Origin of the sequence: Campylobacter sp., from assembly GCF_020024835.1 — a bacterium.
In the GTDB taxonomy this organism is placed as follows: domain Bacteria; phylum Campylobacterota; class Campylobacteria; order Campylobacterales; family Campylobacteraceae; genus Campylobacter_D.
In genome coordinates this window covers 1-22897 of sequence record NZ_JAHHTD010000002.1, presented here as the reverse complement: position 1 = coordinate 22897, position 22897 = coordinate 1, and the positions used below count along the sequence as shown (strand labels likewise).

Here is a 22897-nt window from a genome sequence, read left to right as displayed (position 1 = left end):
AATAATGATACATTTTGAAAGGATAAAAAATGAATTTTCAACCTTTAGGAAAGCGTGTATTAGTTAAACGCTTAGAAGAAGCTACTACGACTGCTTCAGGAATTATTATACCAGATAATGCTAAAGAAAAGCCATTAAAGGGAGAAGTTGTCGCAGCAAGTAAAGAAGTGGAAGGAAAAGAAATACAAATAAACGATGTTGTGATTTTTGCAAAATATGGTGGTACAGAAATAAAAATAGATAATGTAGAATATTTAGTTTTAAATGTTGATGATATATTAGGAATTTTAAAATAAAGGATATTAAATGGCAAAAGAAATATTTTTTTCAGATGAAGCAAGAAACAAGCTTTATGAGGGTGTTAAAAAATTAAATGATGCGGTTAAAGTTACAATGGGACCAAGAGGTCGCAATGTGTTAATTCAAAAAAGTTTTGGTGCTCCATCTATTACCAAAGATGGTGTTAGTGTAGCAAAAGAAGTGGAACTTAAAGATTCTTTAGAGAATATGGGTGCTTCTTTAGTAAGAGAAGTTGCGAGTAAAACAGCTGATCAAGCAGGAGATGGCACTACTACAGCAACTGTATTAGCGCATGCTATATTTAAAGAAGGTTTAAGAAATATTACAGCTGGTGCAAATCCTATTGAAGTAAAAAGAGGTATGGATAAAGCTTGCGAGGCGATTGTAGCTGAACTTAAAAAAATGTCTCGCGAAGTAAAAGATAAAAAAGAAATTGCTCAAGTTGCAACGATATCAGCAAATTCTGATGAAAAAATCGGAAGTTTAATTGCTGATGCTATGGAAAAAGTAGGTAAAGACGGAGTAATTACCGTTGAAGAGGCAAAGTCAATTAATGATGAGTTAAATGTTGTTGAAGGTATGCAATTTGATAGAGGTTATTTGAGCCCATATTTTATCACTAATGCTGAAAAAATGACGGTAGAATTACAAAGTCCATATATTTTGTTATTTGATAAGAAAATTGCAAATTTAAAAGATTTATTGCCAATTTTAGAACAGATTCAAAAAACTGGTAAACCTCTTTTAATTGTAGCTGAAGATATTGAAGGTGAAGCTTTAGCAACTTTAGTTGTAAATAAATTAAGAGGTGTATTAAATATTTCTGCTGTAAAAGCTCCAGGCTTTGGAGATAGAAGAAAAGCAATGTTAGAAGATATTGCTATATTAACTGGCGGTGAAGTGATTTCTGAAGAACTTGGAAGAACTTTAGAGAGTGCTGGTATTGAAGATCTTGGACAAGCTTCGAGTGTGATTATTGATAAAGATAATACTACTATTGTAAATGGTGCTGGAGAAAAATCAAGTATTGATGCGAGAATTACACAAATAAAAGCTCAAATTGCCGAAACAACAAGTGATTATGATAAGGAAAAATTACAAGAAAGATTGGCAAAACTTAGCGGTGGTGTTGCAGTAATTAAAGTTGGTGCTGCTACTGAAACTGAAATGAAAGAGAAAAAAGATAGAGTAGATGATGCGCTAAGTGCTACAAAAGCTGCTGTTGAAGAAGGAATAGTAGTAGGTGGTGGTGCTGCTTTAATTAAAGCAAAGTCTAAAATTAACTTAAATTTTTTACAAGGCGATGAAGCAATTGGTGTTGCGATTGTAGAGAGAGCTTTAAGAGCACCTTTGAGACAAATTGCTGAAAATGCTGGTTTTGATGCTGGTGTTGTGGTAAATACAGTGGAAAATAGCCAAGAGGAAAATAAAGGTTTTGACGCTGCAAAAGGCGAATATGTTAATATGCTTGAAAGTGGTATTATTGATCCTGTTAAAGTAGAAAGAATTGCATTGTTAAATGCTGTTTCTGTTGCTAGTATGTTACTTACTACAGAGGCTACTATTAGCGAAATTAAAGAAGATAAACCTGCTGCTATGCCAGATATGAGCGGTATGGGTGGAATGGGCGGTATGGGTGGAATGATGTAATTTAGCCCCCCATCTTTTTTACCTTTCTTATTTTTTGGCCGTCTTATTTTTAAAGGCGGTCTAATTTACAATTTCAATTTTATATTCTTTTAGTATAATTAAAGCAGATTATATTTTAAGGTTTTAATTATGAAAAATTTAAAAGAAGAAATTTTCACTAAATCACAATATATTAAGCCAAAAAGATATTCTTATCAAGGCAAAGATGACAAAATATATACTTGGGATTTTATAGAAGCTATGGATAGTGTTTCTGTGTTTTTATATCATACTCAAGATGATGTTTTTTTATTTGTCAAACAATTTAGAATTCCATTATGGGATTATCAGAAACGAAATAATATAAATTTAGATGAAATAGGCTATAGCGTGGAACTTTGTTCAGGTCTTGTAGATAAAAATTTAAGTTTAGAGCAAATTGCAAAGGAAGAATGCATAGAGGAAGTAGGATATAATCCTAAAAAAATAGAATTAATTAGAGAATTTTATACCGGTTTTGGTTCTGGAGTAAGTAGGCAATTTTTATATTTTGCACAAATAGATGAGGACGACAAAATTAGTTGTGGTGGTGGAATTGATGGAGAAGATATTCAAATAATTAGAGTTAAAAGAGATGATTTTGAGCATTTTTATAAATCAAATATTGTTAAAAATCCATTACTTGAGTTTTCGTATTTATGGTTTAAGAATAGATAGATTCTATTCTTAAACGTTTTCTTTATTTGTATTTTCTAAATTATCCATCTCTTTTTCTTCTAACATTTTTTTGAATATTTCAAATAATTCTTCAGAAGCTTTTTCAGCATTAGAGCATTTGTCTAAAATTTGATTTTGCACTAATTCACTTGATGTATCTTTGCTATATGCTAAATTTATAGCTTGATTAACATTTTCATGAACTTTTTGATGTGGAGAATTTAATTTTCCAAAAGATTTACCATTAGAAAATCTTTCTTTTCCTATACCCATTATCCATTTTGCAAGGCGACAACTTAAATGATCAGAAAGTGCTTTTCCTGAAGAATGGATTATTTCATTGTAGCCATTTAATTTAAATGCTATATGATCTAATTTTGCAAGTGAAATGAATATTTCAGATGTAATATTTTTTGCATGGATATTAGTTGAGTTTGCGTTAGCGATTAATTGTGTAAATTTGCTTGAAAATTCCATAATATATTGATTTGAATCAAGAGAAACTTTTTCTACTTGTTCGCTTTGACCATACATTTCATCTGCATTTTGCTTTAGTAGATTAATATTTAATTCCACTTCCGAAGTTGCTTTTTGGGTTTTCTCTGCAAGTTTTCTAACTTCATCAGCAACAACAGCAAAACCACGACCATGCTCTCCAGCACGAGCTGCTTCAATAGCAGCATTTAGCGCTAAAAGATTAGTTTGATCGGATACATCTTTAATGAGATTAATGACATTTGTAATTTCATCAACACTACGATGGAGATTGCCAGCTGTGTCTCTTGAGCGATTTGCAGATTCTATGATACTTTGCAACGAAGAAAGAATTAATTGTGCGATAGAATTTAATTCTTGCATATCGTGTAAAGATGAGTCAGAATATTGAGAAATTTTTTCTGTTTTATCTACATTTTTTTGCATATCACTTTGCACATTTGCTATTCCTTTTAAAACGCCAGCTAATAACATATCTAAAAGTTTTATCTCGATAGAGCATGTTTTATGTGCCGTATTTTTTTCGTAATTAGCTAGGATTTCTTGCTTTTCAAGATTTAATCTTGCATTTTCTTCTTCTAGAAATTTAATTTTATCCTTTAGTTTTTCAATTGTATTTTGGGTTTGCTTATTGCCAAACATGAATTCTCCTTTAAAACTATTTCTTGTAGTTTGATAAGTAAGTATTTAATTCATCTTTTAATTTTAATTTTTCTTTTTTAAGATTTGCAACTTCAAAATCATCTAAATGGATTCTACCTTCTTCTGCATCTTTAATTTTATGATCTAATTCATTATGTTCGTTAAATAACTTATCAAAATGCTTATCTTTACCCTTTAATTCGGTAATTAAATCTCTAAATTCATGTAACATAATTTTCTCCTTATTTTATCGAATATAGCCTAAAGATTATAACTTAAATTTATTAAATGTATTTTAACTCATCAGGCTTTTGTTTGTTTTTAATAATTTTTTTTGCAATCTTAATACTATCAGCTGTGCCCACTAAAAGTAACTTTGAACCTGTGCCTATTAAAGTATCACCTCTTGGCATAGGTGTAAATTTTTTATTTTCTAAAATTCCTACAATACTTACATTAGCCATATCTCTTAAATGAATTTCTTTTAATCTTTTAAAACGCACCCAGGATTCATCTGGAATTTTAACTTCTTCTAAATCTATAGGACTATTTTTTTTGTATAGATAATTTTCTAATAGATTTTCCATATCAGGTCTTGCAGACATAGCACTCAATCTTTGAGCGACAAGTTTAGTTGCTGAAACAATAGAATTTGCTCCAAGTTTTTTTAATTTTTGTGTTTCATCATCATTTGCTGAGCTAGCTAGTATAAAATAGGGATTGATTCTTTGAAGTTCTTTTTCAAATAATCTTACAGAAGCTATTATTGCAATATTATCTGCGATATTGTGACTAAGAGTTATTACTCCTTTTGCACTAGATAAATTTGATTTTAAAAAGGCAAGATTTGTATGCGGTGCAGCTTCTATATGGTAAGGATAATGATATTTTTCAGATATTTCATCAAGATTTTGAATCTCATCAATAACAACAAATGGAATATGATTTTCTCTAAATTGTTGTGCTAATTCTATAGTAAAATCATTATGGTAGCATATTACAAAATGATTTTTCAATCTTGCAATTTTATATAACATTCTTCTTTCCTTTATAATTTTTGATAAAGTTCCTTTTTTTATTATTTCTATGACTAAACCCATACAAAATGTGAAAATTGTAAAAGTTGATAATACATATAAAACCGTAAAAATTCTACCAGCTGTTGAAATTGGATTTACTTCTGTATATCCTAAAGTTGTAAAAGTCATTCCTGCTTGATAAATGGCATCATTGAGATTAAAATTACTTGTGAGCATATATCCAAAAGCACCAATTAAAGTTATAATAACAATGGCTATAAGCGGGATTCTTAAAAACTTAAGCTGTCCGTATAATTCATCATTGAGATTAATTGCTGGTTTAGGAGAGGAAGACCAATTGAGGAATTTTTTAAGCTTTTTCAAAAAAGACATACTACAATTCCTCTTTATATTGTAAATTTTATAGGTTATTTGTTATTTTGTTTTCTAAGAGTTCTTAAAGTAGAAGCTGCAACTTTAATTTTTCTCGTTGTTCCATCTTCTAATGTGACACGAATAGTTCTTAAATTTGGTAAAAATCTTCTTTTTGTTTTATTATTTGCATGACTTACATTATTACCTACCATAGGTCTTTTTCCAGTTACTTGACATATTCTTGACATTGATATTTCCTTGCTTGATTAAAATAAAAATAATTTTTATATTGTATCTAAAAAAGCTTAAAGAAACAAATATTAAAAAAACAAATAAAGAAAATATTGATATTAAGTATGATAGAATTATTTTCATACAAGTATTGGAGAGTATTGATTATGTATGTAGCACCTAGTTTGTTATCAGCAAATTTTTTAAATTTAGAAAAAGATATCAAGAGAGTATATGAGGCTGGAGCTGATTTGTTGCATATTGATGTAATGGATGGTTATTTTGTTCCAAATTTCACTTTTGGGCCTTGTGTTTTAGAAAATATATGTAAAGTTACTCCTATTCCTTTAGATGTGCATTTGATGGTCAATGATGTGAGCAAATTTGTAGAATTTTTTAAGCCATTAAAGCCAAAATTTATAAGTTTTCATATCGAAATAGAAAATCATCCAATAAGAATTTGTGAAGATTTAAGAAAAAATGGTATTCATCCTGCAATTGTTTTAAATCCACATACTCCAATAACAAGCATAGAATATCTTTTAGAATTTGTGGATATGGTTCTTTTAATGAGTGTTAATCCTGGATTTGGTGGGCAAAAATTTTTACCTTTAGTCTATCAAAAGATTAGAATCTTAAGAGAAATGATTGATAAAAAAAATTTAAAAATTTTCATAGAGGTTGATGGTGGTGTGAATGGACTTAATGCGCCTGATTTAGATGAAGCTGGAGCTGATATTTTAGTAGCGGGTAATTATATTTTTTCTTCACAAGATTATAAAGCTGCAATTAATTCTTTAAAGTGTGAATTTTGAGTCAGCAACAAATTGATGATCTTATTAATAAATTAAGCAAAGAAAATAGACCTTTTGCTTGGGTTGCTGATGAGTTAAAAAAGATAGAAGAGCTTTCTTGTTATGATTTTGATGTTTATACATTTGCACTTTTAGGGCTTGGTATTGAAATAAATAAAAATAATCAAATTTGTTTAAAGACTAAAAATATTAATATAAAAAATGAAATTTTTTGTGTAGTAGATATTGAAACTACAGGAAGTATTAAAAATGGACAAATTTTAGAAATTGGTGCTGTTAAAATTCAAAATTTTAAAGAAATTAGTCGTTTTGAGAGTTTGATTAAAGTAGATGATATTCCTGAAAATATTACAGAATTAACAGGTATTACTCAAGATATGAGCAAAGATGCTCCATCGTTAAAATTTGTTTTAAATAATTTTAGATTATTTTTGAAAGATTCTATTTTTGTAGCACATAATGTTCGGTTTGATTATAATTTTTTATCAAAAGCTATGCGAGAAAATGGTTTTGGTGTTTTATTAAATAGAAAATTATGCACTATCGATCTTGCTAAAAAATGTATAGATAGTCCTAAATATGGACTTGAAACATTAAAAGAATTTTTAAATATACAAAATCAGCACCATAGGGCCTTAAATGATGCTTTAGCTGCAAGTGAAATTTTAAATTATTGTATTAAAAAAATTCCATTTTACATAAAAACTACTGAAGAATTATTGCAATTTAGCAAGCAATCAAAAAAGAAAGTTAAAAAGAAATAACTTTTATAATTTACGCTATACTTGATTACTTAAATGACGGGAGCTTGTGTAACAGGCTGAGAGTAAGCTAAAAGCTTAGACCGAACCAGAACTAGATAATGCTAGCGTTGGGAAGATTTATATTAATATGCTTTTTACTTATCTTTTCCTTTCATTTATCCATAAAATTTAATTTCAAGGGATAAACAAATGAAAACTCAAATGACATACGCAAAAGAAGGTGTATTTACAAGACAAATGCAAATTGTTGCACAAAAAGAACAGGTAAAAGAGTGTTTTTTGCTAGAAAATATAGCAAATGGCAAAATTATAATACCAGCAAATATTAATCACAAGGCATTAGATCCTAATGGAATAGGGTATGGTCTTAGAACAAAAGTGAATGTAAATTTAGGTGTATCTAATGATTGTGTAGATTATACAGAAGAAATGCAAAAAGTTGATTTAGCACATAAATTTAATATAGAAGCTATAATGGATTTAAGTAATTATGGTAAGACAAGTAAATTTAGAGATGAATTAATTGCAACTTCAAAAGCTATGATAGGTTCAGTCCCTGTTTATGATGCAGTTGGATTTTTAGAAAAAGATTTAAAAGATATAAAGGCTAAAGATTTTTTAGATGTAGTATATCATCATGCAAAAAGTGGTGTTGATTTTATGACTATACATGCAGGAATAAATTCTAGAGCCGCTAGAGTGTTTAAAGAGTGCGATAGAATTACAAATATTGTTTCAAGAGGTGGATCTGTGCTTTATGCTTGGATGCAAATGAATGATTGTGAGAATCCTTTTTATGAATACTATGATGATTTATTAGCAATATGTAAAGAATTTGATGTGACTTTATCTTTAGGAGATGCATTAAGACCAGGTTGCACTCACGATGCTAGTGATAGTGCTCAAATAGCTGAATTAATAGAATTATCTTTGCTTACAAAAAGAGCTTGGGAGCAGGATATACAAGTTATGATAGAAGGACCTGGACATATGGCTATAAATGAAATAAAGACAAATATGCAAATTGAAAAAAGAATTTGCAATGGTGCTCCTTTTTATGTTTTAGGGCCATTAGTTACTGATATTGGTGTGGGATATGATCATATAAGTGGAGCAATAGGTGGTGCAATCGCTGCTGCTACTGGAGCTGATATTCTTTGTTATGTAACTCCTGCAGAGCATTTACGATTGCCTGATATAAATGATGTAAGAGATGGTATTGTAGCTACAAAAATAGCAGCTCATGCTGGAGATATAGTAAAACTTCCAAAAGAAAGAGCAAGAGATGATGCTATGAGCAAAGCAAGACAAGATATAAATTGGGAGAAGATGTTTAAACTAGCCATAGATGGAGAAAAAGCTAAAAAAATGTTTAATGAAAGAAGACCTGAAGAGCTTAATTCTTGCTCTATGTGCGGAAAAATGTGTGCTATGAATACTATGAATCAAATTTTAGAAGGCAAAGAAGTTAAATTAACAAAAGAAGTATAAAGCAAAAATCCCGTTTAAACGGGATTTTTGTTATTTGTCTATATTTTCGTAATTATAAGGTTTAAGATTTTTGTCTTTATCTAAAAGGCGTTGTGAAGGACTACCATTGATATTATCGTGTTTATAATAACGATCTCCTGCTTTGTGTCCATTTAAATCCACTTTGTAGCGAATTTCACCTGGATTGAATTTTTGAATATCTTCAAAAGTCAAATCAGAAGTTTTAAAATCTTTAATACCATTTGCATTAGCAATTTCTACTAATTTTGTTTGCCCCATTCTTGCCATATCTACAGCTTGTAAAAGCATTCTTGAAGCTTCTCTTGGATTATGAAAGCCTGTAGAATTTTCAGCACCAACAAAATCTGCTCTCATTTGAGCTTTTCTATGAAGTTCTAACACTTCTTTTAAGACATCATTGATTTTACTTACATCTGCTTTGCCATCTGTTTGATATTTTGGCATCTCACCTAAGTCTTTGCGTATAGTTTGAGTATCTTTGATAAGACTTACGATAGCATATTCTGCTGTTCTTAAATCATGAGCAATTGAATTTTGAATATCTTTAATTTGTGATTTGAGATATTCTTCACTTTGAGTATGACAAGTTTTACAAGCAGCATTAATGTTTTGCAAAGGTGAAGTAATATTATGTTGAGTCATTTTTTTTGCCCCTTTTCTAATGTAAGGCATATGACAATCAGTGCAACTAACTCCATTAGCCGCATGCACTCCACCACTATATAATTCACTTTCAGGATGTTGAATTTTAATCATAGGTGCACCACTTAGCTTATGTGTCCAGTCTTTATCAAAAATCGTGCGTATTTTATCATAATAATCATCAAACATTTCTATTCTAAATGCTTGTCCTTTTCTCCACTCGCTCCAAGGAAATACTAACTCTAATCCATTTACTTCTATTTGTGTTGGTTTATTGCCATCTCTCCACGAATCAAATTCATCATAAGTTTTTTGAGTTCCATTCCACCATTTTTTAGTAGGATCATTAGCTATGCTTTCTCCCATTACTTTGATTTTTTCTCCAGTAGGTCTAAAGTAATATTCCACATGACATTGAGAGCAAACTAATGTTCTCATTTCTTCTCTTGTAGCTTTGACTCCTTGTTCTGGATCTTTTTCATAGCCTCTTGCTATTAGTGCATTTATAGCAGCAGGACGTGTAAGTCTTAAACTCATATTATTTGGAGTGTGGCAATCTGCACAGGTTACTCCCATTCTTTTACCACCATGAGGACCGCTATGTTCAGATGAACCTTCTTTATGACCATTTACAGCAGGAATGTTTTTTATCATTGTCCAGTATTTTGTAGAATTAAAAGCTACCCATTTTTCTCTATCATTTTCTCCCTGTGTATTTTTAATAAGCCAAGGAGACCAGCCACTATGACAATTCATACAAGCTGTTGGTTGGCCACCAAATCCAGCAAATCCGTGAGAATTTAGAAAATCCTTATTATTTCTTGCTGTATCCATTTGATCAACTTGGACCCAAAAATGTCCTCTTTCTTCATTAGCATCAATTGAAAAAGGATAGCCCGCCCACAAAATAGTAAGTTGAGGATATCTTATTAACTTTGAGTATGATAAGTTTCCACCAAAATCAGTTTCCATAGGTTTTTCTCTTTCCACTGTAAGATACATATCTAAATAATCTGGAAAATTTTTACCCCATTCATCAAAAGTGGGATTTTCATCACTCATCTCAACAAAATTCTTACTAACAACACCATTGTTGTTACCTTCTTCTTGTTTTTTACTTATATCATTGTTTAACCATAAAACAGCACCAATTAATACAAGTAAAACGATTATTCCTGAGTATAAAAGACCTTTCTTAATCATTGAATCTCCTAAAATTAAAATCCGCGTTTGTGTCCTACACTGCTATGACATGAAACGCAATTTAAAGAATTATCCTTGTGAGGATTAGTTGTTGCATTAATAGCCACACTAGCATAATCAAGATGGCAACGAATGCAATTGCCTTGCACCATTTTTTTACTTTTTTCATTTGCATCTAAATTTGTTGGTAGTTCGTTTAATTTAAATGTAAAGGCGTAAGCGTGTCCTAAACCACTTTGTGCTTTAGCGATCCATTTATCTACAAAATTGTGAGGTAAATGACAATCAATACAGGTTGCTCTTGGTTCTCCCTTAATTTTTTTTGAGTGTGGAGCTGCAAGATAGTCATTATAAACTTCATTCATAATATGGCAGTTATTACATGACTTGCTTGCATTACTAAGGTAAGAAGCACCTTTAGCATTGTAAAAGGTGTAAAAACCAAATACCAGCAGTATGGCAAATAAAAGTAGAAAAATACTAAACAGACTAGGGAAAGCTTTTTTTTGTTTCAAGAATTCCTCCTTGCATACGATTAGGCGTAAAATCGCCATGTCGTAACTATATTACAAATATATTTAAGATTAATTTAAGGACATAAAATATCTTATTTTTATGATAATTTAACAAAAGTAAGTATTCTTGATATAATATTATAATAATAAAATATAGATTGAGGTAAGTAAAATGCAGTTGCAATCGTCTATGTATATTAACAGAGAATTATCTTGGCTAGCTTTTAATTCTAGGGTTTTAGATCAATGTTCTAAAAATCTTCCATTGCTAGAAAAACTTAAATTTATAGCTATATATTGCACCAATTTAGATGAATTTTATATGATTAGAGTGGCTGGTTTAAAACAACTTTTCATTGCGGGTATTAGCACTACTAGTAATGATGAAATGACTCCATTAGCTCAATTAAAAGCAGTAAGAAATTATTTACACGAAGAAAAATATGTTCTTGAGCGATATTTTTCTAAAATTTTATTAGAGCTTGAAAAAGAAAATTTATTTATTCGATCTTATGAAGATCTTGATGAGGATATGAAACAACAATGCAACGATCATTTTTTTTCTAATATTTTTCCTGTTATAGTTCCAATTGCTGTAGATGCAACACATCCTTTTCCACATTTAAATAACTTATCTTTTTCATTGGCAGTAAAACTTTGCGATCCACTTCATCCAGAACTTTTAAAATTTGGAATGATACGCATTCCAAGAGTTTTGCCTAGATTTTATCAAGTAAGTTCAAATATTTATGTGCCTATTGAGAGTATAGTGCGTCATCATGCAGAGCAAATTTTTCCTGGCTATAAGCTTTTGTCATCTGCTGCTTTTAGGGTAACTAGAAATGCAGATATGGAGATTGAAGAAGAAGAAGCTGATGATTTTATGATGATCTTAGAGCAAGGTTTAAAACTTCGTAGAAAGGGTGCATTTATTCGCTTACAAATTCAAAAAGGTGCTGATGAACAATTAATTGAATTTTTATGTTTGCATATGAATATTTTTCATAAAGATATCTATGAATACGATATTCTTTTGAATTTGTCATCACTTTGGCAAATTATTTTTAACAAAGAATTTACCCATTTGTTAAGTCCAGTATATACTTCAAAGATTTTACCGCCATTTGGAGATAATTTATCAATTTTTGGTGCTATGGATAAGCAAGATATTTTGATTTTTCAACCTTATGAGAGTTTTGAGCCTGTTTATCAATTCATAAAAGAAGCAAGTAAAGATCCTAAAGTAGTTTCTATACGAATGACACTTTATAGAGTGGAAAAAAATTCTAATATAGTTCAAGCATTAATTGATGCTGCAAGTGATGGTAAGCAAGTTACCGTGATGGTAGAACTTAAAGCTCGTTTTGATGAGGAAAATAATTTACATTGGGCTAAATCACTAGAAAATGCTGGTGCTCATGTGATTTATGGTATCACAGGATTTAAAGTGCATGCTAAAGTTGCTCAGGTAATTAGAAAAGAAGGAGAAAAATTAAAAATTTATAACCATCTTAGCACAGGAAATTATAATGCAAGTTCGGCTAAAATTTATACAGATGTTAGCTATTTTACTTCAAAAGAAGAATACTCACAAGATACTACTACTTTTTTTCATATTTTATCAGGATACAGCAAAAGTCGCCGTCTTAAAACTTTATCAATGAGTCCTAAGCAGATTAAAGAAAGAATTTTAGAAATGATAACACTAGAGGCAAATCACAAAGAAAATGGAATTATCATAGCTAAAATGAATGCCTTAGTTGATGTAGATGTGATTAAAGCATTATATGAAGCATCAAATAAAGGAGTAAAAATCAATCTAATTGTAAGAGGAATTTGCTGTTTGAGACCTGGTGTGAAGGGTTATAGCGAAAATATAAAAGTTAGAAGTATAGTTGGAAAATATTTAGAGCATGCTAGAATTTTATATTTTAAACATACAAGTCCAAATTATTTTATTTCAAGTGCTGATTGGATGCCAAGAAATTTAGAAAGACGTTTAGAGCTAATGACACCAATATATGATGAGCATTCTAGAGCAAAATTAGCTCAAATTTTGAAGTTGCAATTAAGTGATAATGATTTAGCTTACGAATTAGAAAGTGATGGAAGATATGTAAAAGTTGGCATAAATGAAGATAAAAAAATTAAAAATTCTCAACAGATTTTAGAAGATTATATTAGTAGAATTTTTAATACGCTTAAAAAAGACACAGATCAAAGCAGGGCAGCACGTCTTGCAACTAAACTTTTTAGAGATAATTAACCCTTGTAAAACAAGGATTAATTGTTTATTTCCAACCTTCAATATAATTTTTTAATTTTCTACCAACTTTAGGATGTTTGAGTTTTTTGATAGCAGAGCTTTCTATTTGTCTAACTCTTTCTCTTGTTACATTAAGTTCTTTGCCTATTTCTTCTAAAGTTCTATCACTTTCATCATCCATTAATCCAAAACGCATTCTAATAACTGCTTTTTCTCTATCGTTTAATTGATCTAAAACTTCATCAATTTGTTCTTTTAGATCATCTTTTAAAATATGATCCATTGGCGAAAGTGAAGTTCGATCTTCTACAAAGTCTCCAAATTTACCATCATCTTCATTGCTAATAGGAGCTTCTAAAGAAATAGGTTCTTTAGTAATTTTTATAACTTGTTTAACTTTGTCTATGCTTAAATTTACTTCCTTGGCAATAATATTAACATCAGGTTCTTTACCTTCTTTTTGCAAATATTCGCGAATAATTTTATTTATTTGATTGATAGTTTCTATCATATGAATAGGAATTCTTATAGTTCTTGCTTGATCTGCTATAGCTCTTGAAATAGCTTGTCGTATCCACCAAGTAGCGTAAGTTGAAAATTTATAACCTCGTTTATATTCAAACTTATCAACCGCTTTCATTAAGCCAATATTACCTTCTTGAATTAAATCTAAAAAAGGCAAACCTCGATTAGTGTATCTTTTTGCTATACTGACTACTAGTCGTAAATTTGATTTAGCCATTCTAGTTTTTGCTTCATCAGAAATTTTTTTACCACGTTTAATTTGTTCTAAAATTTCTTTTAGTTGATCTTTTTCTAAATCAAAAGAGTTTTGGCTAGCTTCTTTTGTTTGTATGAGTTTTTTTATTTCCATATAAGTACTAACCATAGTTGTTTCTAAAGCACGTTCGGCTATTTCTTCTTTGCTAAGTTTAGTGATATCTTTTAAGATATCTGCATGTCTTTGTTTTAATTCTTCTGAAAACATCGGCAATCGATACTCTAGACGCTTGAGTTCTTTGTCAAATTCCTCATCACTTTTTAAGGCAGTTTCCATTGATTTTACTATCTCTGATATGAGTTTTGAGGTTGGACCTAAATTCATAAGTTTTTCTTTTAATATATTTTTCTTAAAAGCTATTATTAGTTTATCTAGTAAATTATCTTCATTTTTTTCAGCGCTAATTGTAGAGATAGTTTTTAACCATTCTTTTTTTGCTTTTTCTAAGGCTTTGAAACTTTCTACAACTTTTAAGGTTCTTTCATCTTCTTTTTTACTTATTTTTTTAATTTTTTTATCGTTAGCAAAATCACTTTCTTCATTTTCTTCAATTTCTTCTTCAGTGTCTATTTCATCATCATTTTTATCATCATTTTCAAAGCTTTTAAAAAGCTCTTTAACTCTTCTTTCTCTATTAATCAAAGGTTCTTTATAATCAAGTATAAAATCAATTAAATAAGGTACAGAGCAAAATGCATCAATGATAATATCTTCACCAAGTTCTATTTTTTTGGAAATTTCTACCTCTTCATCTTTGTTTAAAAGCGAAATTTGTCCCATTTCTCTTAAATACATTCGCACAGGAGAGTCTGATCTACTCCATTCTAATAAGTCATTTTCATTGGCTAAATCAAATTCATTTTCTAAACTTGTATCTTGTAATTTTTGCTTTTCTTCTTGTAGTTTTTTTGCTTCTTCAAGATTGCGTTTTTTTGCAATTTCAGCTGAAGAAACTAATTCTACCTTATACTTACTCATTAAATCTCGAATTCTTTTTACACTAGTAGCATTTGGTAGTTTGGTTAAATACTTGACAAGTTTTTCGTATGTGATATAATCCTTAGAATTCTCTTTAAAAAGTTCTTCTAGGGTATTTGCTTCTCCAGCCATTTGAAGTATCCTTTAGGGTAATTTATAGTATAAAACTTGTCAGTATTCCTAAAAATTAATTAAAAACAAATAAAATTATTTTGGAACAAATGTTGCTTTTAGTGTCAAAAATACTTTAATTTTTAGGAATGACAATGCAAAATGGATATTATCAAGCTACTGGTGCTATGGTAACACAATTTAATCGTCTTGATGTTGTTACTAATAATCTTGCTAATGTTAATACTAGTGGCTACAAAAGAGATAATGTTGTTATTGCAGATTTTAAGAGGATTTTTAAAGAAACCCAAGATGAATTACCTATAGAAAATCACACAAAAGATGCAGCACGATTTGTTAATACTACTATAGATAGAGTTCCTCAAGTTAATCATGTATATACAAATTTTAGTGTTGGCTCAATGAAAATGACCCATAATCCTTTAGATCTTGCTTTGACACGAGAAGATACTTTTTATCTTATTAAAACTAATAATGGTGAAGTAAGATTAAGTCAAGATGGAAATTTTCAACTTAATGAGGAGGGATATTTAGTTAATCGTCAAGGATATAAGGTTTTAAGTAGTGATTATTTTAATAATCCAGAAAATGATGGGATTCGTATTGGCAATATTACTTCTTTTGTTAATGTGGATAAAAATGGGATTATAAGCACTGCTAATCAAAATATTGCAAGATTATTTGTAGCTCAAGTTGATGATTTAAGAGATTTACAAAAAGATGGCGATAATATGTATAAGGTGGATATAAAAAAAATAAGGGATTTACAAAATTCAAGTGCTATTAAGCAAGGTTTTACTCAAGGTTCTAATGTCAATCCTGTTTCTGAAATGGTTGGCTTAATAGAAGCAAATAGAATGGTTGAGATGTATCAAAAGGTTATGACTTCTCATATGGATGATTTAAATCAAGAAGCCATTAATAAACTAGCAAGTGTTAAATAAAATTCTAAGGATAGATAAATGTTAAGGTCTTTATATACAGCGGCATCAGGGATGGTATCGCAACAAACTCAAATTGATGTAACTTCAAATAATATTTCAAATGTGAATACTGTGGGCTACAAGAAATCTCGTGCTGAATTTGCAGATTTAATGTATCAAACTATGAAATATGCTGGAACATCAACTTCAAGCACAACTAAACACCCAAGTGGTATAGAAGTAGGACTTGGTTCTAGAGTGACTGCAATTAGTAAAATTTTTAGTGTAGGTAGTTTAAAACAAACTTCAACTTCAGGCCTTGATATGGCTATAGCTGGAAATAACGGATTTTTTCAAATTCAAATGCCAGATGGAACTATTGCTTATACTAGAAATGGACAATTTACAAAAGATGCTGAAGGCAATATAGTAAATTCTGATGGGTATAGACTTTTACCTGAAATGACAATTCCAGAAGATGCAACCGCAATTAATGTCGCAACTGATGGAACTATTTCAGTTATCCAACCAGGAAATACAGCTGAAACTCAAATAGGACAAATAGAGCTTGTAAATTTTATTAATCCTGCTGGTTTGCACGCACTTGGAGATAATCTTTTGGTAGAAACTGATGCAAGCGGTGCGCCTATTGCGGGAATTGCAGGTGAAAATGGATTTTCTACTATAAAGCATGGCTTTGTGGAGCTTAGTAATGTGCAACTTGTAGAAGAAATGACAGATTTAATTACAGGACAAAGAGCTTATGAGGCTGGCTCTAAAGCTATCACAACAAGTGATGATATGCTTGGCATAGTAAATCAATTAAAACGCTAAAATAAATTAGCGTTTTAATATGCTTATTGATTCTAAAAAATACTAAATATATCCTAAATATAAGATTTTAAAAATATTCCTTTTATAATTTATTTTTAATATAAATGTGATAATATGGCATATGTGTTACTTATTAAAAGTATGCACAATAATAATAATGAAGGGGATACGATGAACAGAAGAGACTTCATAAAAAATACCGCTATTGCTAGTGCTTGCGGTGTTGCAGGTCTTAGTGTTCCAAGTAATGTACTTGCAAATACAGAAAATAAATGGCGTTGGGATAAAGCTGTTTGTAGATTTTGTGGTACAGGATGTGGGATATTGGTTGCAAGTTTAGATGGCAAAATCGTTGCTGTAAAGGGAGATCCTGCAGCTCCAGTTAATCGTGGATTAAATTGTATTAAGGGTTATTTTAATGCAAAAATTATGTATGGAGAAGACCGCTTAGTTACTCCTTTGCTTCGTTTAAATGCTAAAGGTGAATTTGATAAAAAAGGAAAATTTCAACAAGTTTCTTGGCAGAGGGCCTTTGATGAAATGGAAAAGCAATTTAAAAAAGCATATGAAGAAAAAGGAGTTGAGGGTATTGGAATTTTTGCAAGTGGTCAATACACTATTCAAGAAGGATATGCCGCTGCTAAACTTGTAAAGGCTGGCTTTAGATCAAATAATATTGATCCAAATGCACGTCATTGTATGGCCTCTGCAGTCGTTGGTTTTATGCAAACTTTTGGAGTTGATGAACCTTCTGGTTGTTATGATGATATAGAACTTACAGATACTATAATTACGTGGGGTGCAAATATGGCTGAAATGCATCCGATCTTATGGTCAAGAGTAAGTGATAGGAAGTTAAGTAATTTAGATAAAGTAAAAATAATAAATTTATCAACTTTTTCAAATAGAACTTCTCATATAGCTGATACTGAAATTATCTTTAAGCCAAATACTGATTTAGCTATTTGGAATTATATAGCAAGAGAAATTGTTTATAATCATCCAGAAGCTATAGATAAAGATTTTGTTAATAAACATTGTATATTTGCAACAGGATATGCTGATATTGGTTATGGAATGAGAAATAATCCTAATCATCCTAAATTTAAAGCAAGTGAAAAAGATACGGTTGCTAAGCAAAATGAGATTATTTTAGATGATGAAGAAGCTGTATCTTTAGCTTATTTAGGAGTAAAAGCAGGCGATAAATTTGAAATGAAACATCAAGATAAATCCGGCATACATTGGGAAATTTCTTTTGAAGACTTTAAAAAAGCATTAGAGCCTTATACGCTTGATTATGTGGCTAAAGTAGCAAAAGGTAATGATGATGAAAGCATAGAAGAATTTAAAAATAAATTGCAAGAATTAGCAAATTTGTATATTGAAAAAAATAGAAAAGTTGTTAGTTTTTGGACTATGGGATTTAACCAACATACACGCGGTTCTTGGGTAAATGAACAAGCTTATATGGTGCATTTTTTATTGGGCAAACAAGCAAAACCAGGTAGTGGAGCCTTTTCTCTTACTGGACAACCAAGTGCCTGTGGGACAGCAAGAGAAGTAGGGACATTTTCTCATCGTCTTCCAGCTGATATGGTGGTTGCAAATGCTAAGCATAGAGAAATTTCTGAAAAAATTTGGAAAGTACCAGCAAATACAATCAATCCAAAACCAGGTTCTCCGTATTTGAAGATTATGAGAGATTTAGAAGATGGAAAGATTAAATTTATTTGGGTGCAAGTAAATAATCCGTGGCAAAATACAGCAAATGCAAATCACTGGATAAATGCAGCTAGAAATATGGATAATTTTATTGTCGTAAGTGATTGTTATCCAGGAATTAGTGCTAAAGTGGCAGATTTAATTTTACCAAGTGCTATGATTTATGAAAAATGGGGAGCTTATGGTAATGCAGAAAGAAGAACTCAGCATTGGAAACAACAAGTTTTGCCTGTAGGTGAGGCTATGAGTGATACTTGGCAAATTATGGAATTTGCAAAACGCTTTAAATTAAAAGAAGTTTGGGGTGAAAGAAAAGTCAATGATAAGGTTATTTTGCCAAATGTTTTAGAGGAAGCTAAGGCGATGGGCTATAATGAAGATGATTCGTTGTATGATGTATTATTTGCTAATGATGAAGCAAAAACATTTAAAGCTGAAGATAGTATCGCAAAGGGTTTTGATAATTCTGAAGTTCTTGGAGATGAAAGAAAAGTTATAGGTAGTGATGGAGAGGAATTTAAAGGCTATGGCTTTTTTGTTCAAAAATATTTATGGGAAGAATATCGTAAATTTGGTTTAGGACATGGACACGATTTAGCTGATTTTGATACTTATCATAAAGTAAGAGGTTTAAGATGGCCTGTAGTAAATGGCAAGGAAACTCAATGGAGATTTAATACAAAATTTGATTATTATGCTAAAAAAGCTAATCCAGAATCTGATTTTGCTTTTTATGGAAGCTTTGCTAAAGAATTACCAAAAGGAAATTTACTAGCACCTCAAACAACTGAAAAATATAGCTTAAAAAATAAAGTTAAAATTTTCTTTAGGCCATTTATGAAGGCTCCTGAAAGACCAAATAAAGAATATCCATTTTGGTTATCTACTGGTAGAGTTTTAGAGCATTGGCATAGTGGCACTATGACTATGAGGGTTCCAGAGCTTTTTCGTGCAGTTCCTGAAGCACTTTGTTATATGAATGAAGATGATGCTAAAAATATGCAAATTAATCAAGGTGATGTTGTATGGGTAGAATCACGTCGTGGAAAAGTTAAAGCACGAGTAGATTTTCGTGGTAGAAATAAACCTTCAAAAGGTCTTGTGTATGTTCCTTGGTTTGATGAAAATGTGTATATTAATAAAGTTACACTTGATGCAACTTGCCCATTGTCTAATCAAACTGATTTTAAAAAATGTGCTGTAAAAATTACTAAAGCATAACAAATGAACAATAGAAGAGAGTTTTTAGCTTTTGCATTTAAACTTTTGTGCATAAGTAGCGGTAGTGCATTTTTAGCAAGTTTAGCTTTTAGTGCTAATCAGGAATATTTTTTAAGACCTCCTGGAGCTGATAATGAAAAAGAATTTTTATCAAAATGTATAAGATGCGGACTTTGCGTAAAGGCTTGTCCTTATGATATTTTGAAATTAGCTACTTTGCAAGATTCTCCTCAAAATGGCACTCCTTTTTTTGTTGCTAGAAAAAATCCGTGTAGATTATGTGAAGATATTCCTTGTATTAGAGATTGTCCTACTAATGCACTAGATTACAAATATTTAGAGCAAAAAGATGGAATTTATAAAACCAAAATGGGTATAGCTATTATCGATAGTGCTAGTTGTGTGGCTTATTGGGGTATTCAATGTGATGCTTGTTATAGAGCCTGTCCTTTGATAGATCAGGCCCTAAAATTAGAATTAAAACGCAATGAAAGAACCGCAAAACATGCACTTTTACTTCCTGTTGTAGATTATGAAATTTGCGTAGGTTGTGGAATTTGCGAAAAAGCCTGTATTACTCAAAAAGCAGCCATTAAAGTTTTACCTAGAAATTTTGTTTTAGGAAAAGCAGGAGATAATTATATCAAAGGTTGGGATGAAAAAGATGAAAAACGCTTACAAGATGTAGATACTAAAAAGAAGTTTGATAATGGTAAGGCTAAAAATTACCTTAATAATGGAGAGTTGTTATGAAATATCTTATCTTAAGAAGAATTGTGCAATTTTCTATTTTAAGCTTGTTTTCTTTTAATATATTTGATTTTGTTTTAAAAGGAAATTTAAGTTATTCTAAAGTGTTTTCTACTATACCACTTAGCGATCCTTTTGCATTTTTACAACTTGTTTTAGCAAGTTTGCAGATAAATTTAATGGTATTAATCGGGGCATTAATAGTATTTTTATTTTATGCTATTTTTGCTGGAAGAGCCTTTTGTGCTTGGGTATGTCCGATTAATATTATTACAGATTTGGCTAATTTTTTTAGAATGAAATTAAATACAAATCAGATAAAAACAATTAATGTTAGTAAAAATTTACGTTATTACGTGATGGTTTTTTCTTTAGTTTTTTCTTTAGTTTTTTCTTTTCCTGTATTTGAAGAATTTTCTTATATAGGTATTATTCAAAGAGGGATTATATTTGGAGGAATTTCTTGGATTTTTGTAGCATTGATTATTTTTTGTATAGATACTTTTTTAAGTCCTAGATTTGTGTGTTCTCATTTTTGTCCTTTAGGTGCTTTTTGGGCTTTAGTATCTCATTTTTCACTTTTAAAAGTAAGATATGATTTGCAAAAATGCACTAAATGCTATAAATGTATTCAAATTTGTCCTGAAAAACAAGTGCTTTGGATGATAGGAAAAGAAAAGCAAGATGTTAAATCTGGTGAATGTATAAGATGTGGAAGATGTATTGATGTTTGTAATGATGATGCTTTAGATTTTAATATAATAAAAATAAGGAGAGAAAATGAAAAATAAAATCTTTTTATTCTTGATGGTTACTATTTTAATAAGTGCATGTGGTTTTGCTGTTAAGAGTGTTGATTCAAAAGATTTAGGTTTAAGAAAAACAAGTTTAGAAAGTGAAAATATAGAGTTATTAGATGTTAAATATTCTCAATCATCAGCTGGTGAATCTGTATTGATAGAAAGATCATTTGAGAATGCTCCACCGCTAATTCCTCATACTTTAGAGGATATGCTTCCTATAATTAAGGATAATAATATTTGCTTAAGTTGTCATGATCAATCTATTGCAAAAGATGTTGGTGCTACACCAATTCCAAGCAGTCATTATTATGATTTTAGAAAGAATAAATCCACTAAAAATATGGTTAGTGAAGCTAGATTTAATTGCACTCAATGTCATGTTCCACAAAGTAATGCAAAACCTTTAGTGGAAAATAATTTTAAAGCTAAATTTAAAAATGAGGAATCAAAGAAAAGATCTAATCTTTTAGACGTTTTAAATGAGGGCGTTAAGTAAAAGATGAAAAAAATATTTTTAATCTTACTAATTGGAATTTGTGCATTTGCAAGTGAATTAAAGCTAAAATCTAACTTAAATGCAGTGAAGTTAATTGATGAAAGACTCTTATTGGGATTAGACAATGGAGAAATTTTAAGTGTTTTGATAAAAACTAAACAAAAAGAGTTGATTGCTAAATTAGATAAGATTAAAAATTTTTACGAAGTTAATGCTGAACCTAGAATTTATAGCATTGATTATCTAAATGGTATGATATTAATTCTAAGTGAAGGAGATTTTGGAAGTAAAAAATTAAATATTTATAAAAAGGATATGATATTTGATTTTCAACTTCCAAATAATAGCGTTAAGAAAGCGTTATTTTTAAATGATGAGGTTGTTTTATTAGCTTCATTAGATTCTAGTATCGAGCTTTTAGAATTAAAAACAAAGAAAATTATTAATAAAATTACTTTTTCTAGTTCAAGTTTGAGTGATGTAGTTTTAGATGAAAGCAAAACAACATTAGTTGCTGGATTTGAAAGTGGAGAGATAATACTTTTTGATTTAAGTAAATGGCAAAAAATAAAAAGTTATAAAAATATTCATAAAGATAATATCTATCAATTAGATTACAAAAACAAAACTATAGTAAGTTGCAGTACAGATAGGAAATTAGGTATTATTAAAAATGATAATGAAAAATTTTTAGAAAGAGATTTTTTGATTTATGCTTGTGCTTTAAATGAAAATGGCACTATAGCTGCTTTTAGCGATAATGAAAAAAATATTATAGAATTAGTAGATACAAAAACTTTTAAAACAATAAAAAAAATTCAAAATAAAAATTTTTTGTTAGAATATCTTATATTTTTGGGTGATAATGAGCTTATAAGTGCAGGTTTTGAAAATACGATAATATTTTGGAGTATCAATGAATCTTTCTAGTGTCTTAATTTTATCTAAAAGAGAGCAAGTTGCCTCTCTTAAGAAAAAAATCGAAAAAATTCCTTTTTGTAGTATAGAGTTAATACATGAGGAAAAAATTATTGTAATCATTGAAAGTGATAATTTAGACAATGAATTACAAGCTTATAGAAATTTAGAACAATTAGATGGTGTTGTAAGTATTAATATGGTATTTTCT

At 29.9% G+C, this 22897-nt stretch carries 22 protein-coding genes and 1 riboswitch; of the genes, 15 read left to right on the top strand and 7 right to left on the bottom strand.

What is annotated here, in order from left to right:
• The first annotated feature begins 29 nt into the window (after window positions 1-29).
• The 3 genes from groES to QZ429_RS00575 all read left to right on the top strand — a co-directional run bounded on the left by groES (window position 30) and on the right by QZ429_RS00575 (window position 2646).
• Entirely contained in the window at window positions 30-296 is a 267-nt protein-coding gene (gene groES, locus QZ429_RS00585) for a co-chaperone GroES (protein WP_291949482.1), read from the top strand.
• Window positions 297-306: 10 nt separating this feature from the next.
• Complete coding sequence (groL, locus tag QZ429_RS00580; protein WP_291949477.1) at window positions 307-1950, top strand: chaperonin GroEL; 1644 nt, start codon at window positions 307-309, stop codon at window positions 1948-1950.
• A 129-nt stretch (window positions 1951-2079) separates the two neighbouring features.
• Window positions 2080-2646, top strand: a complete 567-nt coding sequence (locus QZ429_RS00575) for an NUDIX hydrolase (protein WP_291949474.1) — start codon at window positions 2080-2082, stop codon at window positions 2644-2646.
• Window positions 2647-2655: 9 nt separating this feature from the next.
• Here the strand turns inward: QZ429_RS00575 and QZ429_RS00570 are convergent, their stop codons facing one another.
• Genes QZ429_RS00570 through rpmB form a run of 4 tightly spaced genes read right to left on the bottom strand, consistent with a single transcriptional unit; the run spans window position 2656 to window position 5425 of the window.
• Window positions 2656-3783 (bottom strand): methyl-accepting chemotaxis protein, encoded by a 1128-nt coding sequence (locus QZ429_RS00570; RefSeq protein WP_291949471.1) that lies wholly within the window; start codon window positions 3781-3783, stop codon window positions 2656-2658.
• A gap of 16 nt (window positions 3784-3799) precedes the next feature.
• Window positions 3800-4015, bottom strand: a complete 216-nt coding sequence (locus QZ429_RS00565; RefSeq protein WP_291949467.1) for a DUF465 domain-containing protein — start codon at window positions 4013-4015, stop codon at window positions 3800-3802.
• Window positions 4016-4067: 52 nt separating this feature from the next.
• Entirely contained in the window at window positions 4068-5195 is a 1128-nt protein-coding gene (locus QZ429_RS00560; protein ID WP_291949464.1) for a TrkA family potassium uptake protein, read from the bottom strand.
• A gap of 35 nt (window positions 5196-5230) precedes the next feature.
• A complete protein-coding gene (gene rpmB, locus QZ429_RS00555; protein WP_291949461.1) occupies window positions 5231-5425 on the bottom strand; it encodes a 50S ribosomal protein L28 in 195 nt (64 codons plus the stop codon).
• A gap of 150 nt (window positions 5426-5575) precedes the next feature.
• Between rpmB and rpe the strand changes: the two genes are divergently transcribed.
• From rpe to thiC, 3 genes are all read left to right on the top strand, one after another.
• The gene (gene rpe / locus QZ429_RS00550) at window positions 5576-6223 is read left to right on the top strand and encodes a ribulose-phosphate 3-epimerase (RefSeq protein ID WP_291949608.1); all 648 of its coding nucleotides are present in this window, start codon (window positions 5576-5578) and stop codon (window positions 6221-6223) included.
• Entirely contained in the window at window positions 6220-6987 is a 768-nt protein-coding gene (locus QZ429_RS00545; RefSeq protein ID WP_291949458.1) for a 3'-5' exonuclease, read from the top strand. The genes rpe and QZ429_RS00545 overlap by 4 nt, the downstream gene beginning before the upstream one ends.
• Window positions 6988-7013: 26 nt before the next feature.
• A riboswitch (TPP riboswitch) is annotated at window positions 7014-7118 on the top strand.
• 58 nt (window positions 7119-7176) lie between these two features.
• Window positions 7177-8478 carry a phosphomethylpyrimidine synthase ThiC gene (thiC, locus tag QZ429_RS00540; RefSeq protein ID WP_291949456.1) on the top strand — a complete coding sequence of 434 codons (1302 nt, stop codon included), beginning with the start codon at window positions 7177-7179 and terminating at the stop codon, window positions 8476-8478.
• Window positions 8479-8508: 30 nt separating this feature from the next.
• Here the strand turns inward: thiC and QZ429_RS00535 are convergent, their stop codons facing one another.
• Both QZ429_RS00535 and nrfH read right to left on the bottom strand, forming a co-directional pair.
• The gene (locus tag QZ429_RS00535; protein ID WP_291949606.1) at window positions 8509-10341 is read right to left on the bottom strand and encodes an ammonia-forming cytochrome c nitrite reductase subunit c552; all 1833 of its coding nucleotides are present in this window, start codon (window positions 10339-10341) and stop codon (window positions 8509-8511) included.
• A 17-nt stretch (window positions 10342-10358) separates the two neighbouring features.
• Window positions 10359-10898 carry a cytochrome c nitrite reductase small subunit gene (gene nrfH / locus QZ429_RS00530; protein ID WP_291949454.1) on the bottom strand — a complete coding sequence of 180 codons (540 nt, stop codon included), beginning with the start codon at window positions 10896-10898 and terminating at the stop codon, window positions 10359-10361.
• A 133-nt stretch (window positions 10899-11031) separates the two neighbouring features.
• Between nrfH and QZ429_RS00525 the strand changes: the two genes are divergently transcribed.
• Window positions 11032-13125, top strand: a complete 2094-nt coding sequence (locus QZ429_RS00525; protein WP_291949452.1) for an RNA degradosome polyphosphate kinase — start codon at window positions 11032-11034, stop codon at window positions 13123-13125.
• A 25-nt stretch (window positions 13126-13150) separates the two neighbouring features.
• Here the strand turns inward: QZ429_RS00525 and rpoD are convergent, their stop codons facing one another.
• Window positions 13151-15016, bottom strand: coding sequence for an RNA polymerase sigma factor RpoD (gene rpoD / locus QZ429_RS00520; RefSeq protein WP_291949449.1), 1866 nt, complete (start codon window positions 15014-15016; stop codon window positions 13151-13153).
• Between the two features lie 134 nt (window positions 15017-15150).
• Between rpoD and QZ429_RS00515 the strand changes: the two genes are divergently transcribed.
• The 8 genes from QZ429_RS00515 to QZ429_RS00480 form a co-directional block, all read left to right on the top strand.
• Window positions 15151-15960, top strand: a complete 810-nt coding sequence (locus tag QZ429_RS00515) for a flagellar hook-basal body protein (RefSeq protein ID WP_291949446.1) — start codon at window positions 15151-15153, stop codon at window positions 15958-15960.
• Between the two features lie 18 nt (window positions 15961-15978).
• Complete coding sequence (gene flgG, locus QZ429_RS00510; protein WP_291949443.1) at window positions 15979-16773, top strand: flagellar basal-body rod protein FlgG; 795 nt, start codon at window positions 15979-15981, stop codon at window positions 16771-16773.
• A 171-nt stretch (window positions 16774-16944) separates the two neighbouring features.
• On the top strand, window positions 16945-19719 hold the full coding sequence (gene napA, locus QZ429_RS00505; protein WP_291949439.1) for a periplasmic nitrate reductase subunit alpha: 2775 nt from the start codon (window positions 16945-16947) through the stop codon (window positions 19717-19719).
• 3 nt (window positions 19720-19722) lie between these two features.
• Entirely contained in the window at window positions 19723-20472 is a 750-nt protein-coding gene (napG, locus tag QZ429_RS00500; protein WP_291949436.1) for a ferredoxin-type protein NapG, read from the top strand.
• Window positions 20469-21260, top strand: a complete 792-nt coding sequence (napH, locus tag QZ429_RS00495) for a quinol dehydrogenase ferredoxin subunit NapH (protein WP_291949433.1) — start codon at window positions 20469-20471, stop codon at window positions 21258-21260. The genes napG and napH overlap by 4 nt, the downstream gene beginning before the upstream one ends.
• A gap of 16 nt (window positions 21261-21276) precedes the next feature.
• Window positions 21277-21768, top strand: coding sequence for a nitrate reductase cytochrome c-type subunit (locus QZ429_RS00490; protein WP_291949602.1), 492 nt, complete (start codon window positions 21277-21279; stop codon window positions 21766-21768).
• A gap of 3 nt (window positions 21769-21771) precedes the next feature.
• Window positions 21772-22698, top strand: coding sequence for a WD40 repeat domain-containing protein (locus tag QZ429_RS00485; RefSeq protein ID WP_291949430.1), 927 nt, complete (start codon window positions 21772-21774; stop codon window positions 22696-22698).
• On the top strand, window positions 22685-22897 hold a 213-nt coding region (locus tag QZ429_RS00480; protein WP_291949429.1), incomplete at its 3' end, for a chaperone NapD. The genes QZ429_RS00485 and QZ429_RS00480, both read left to right, overlap by 14 nt.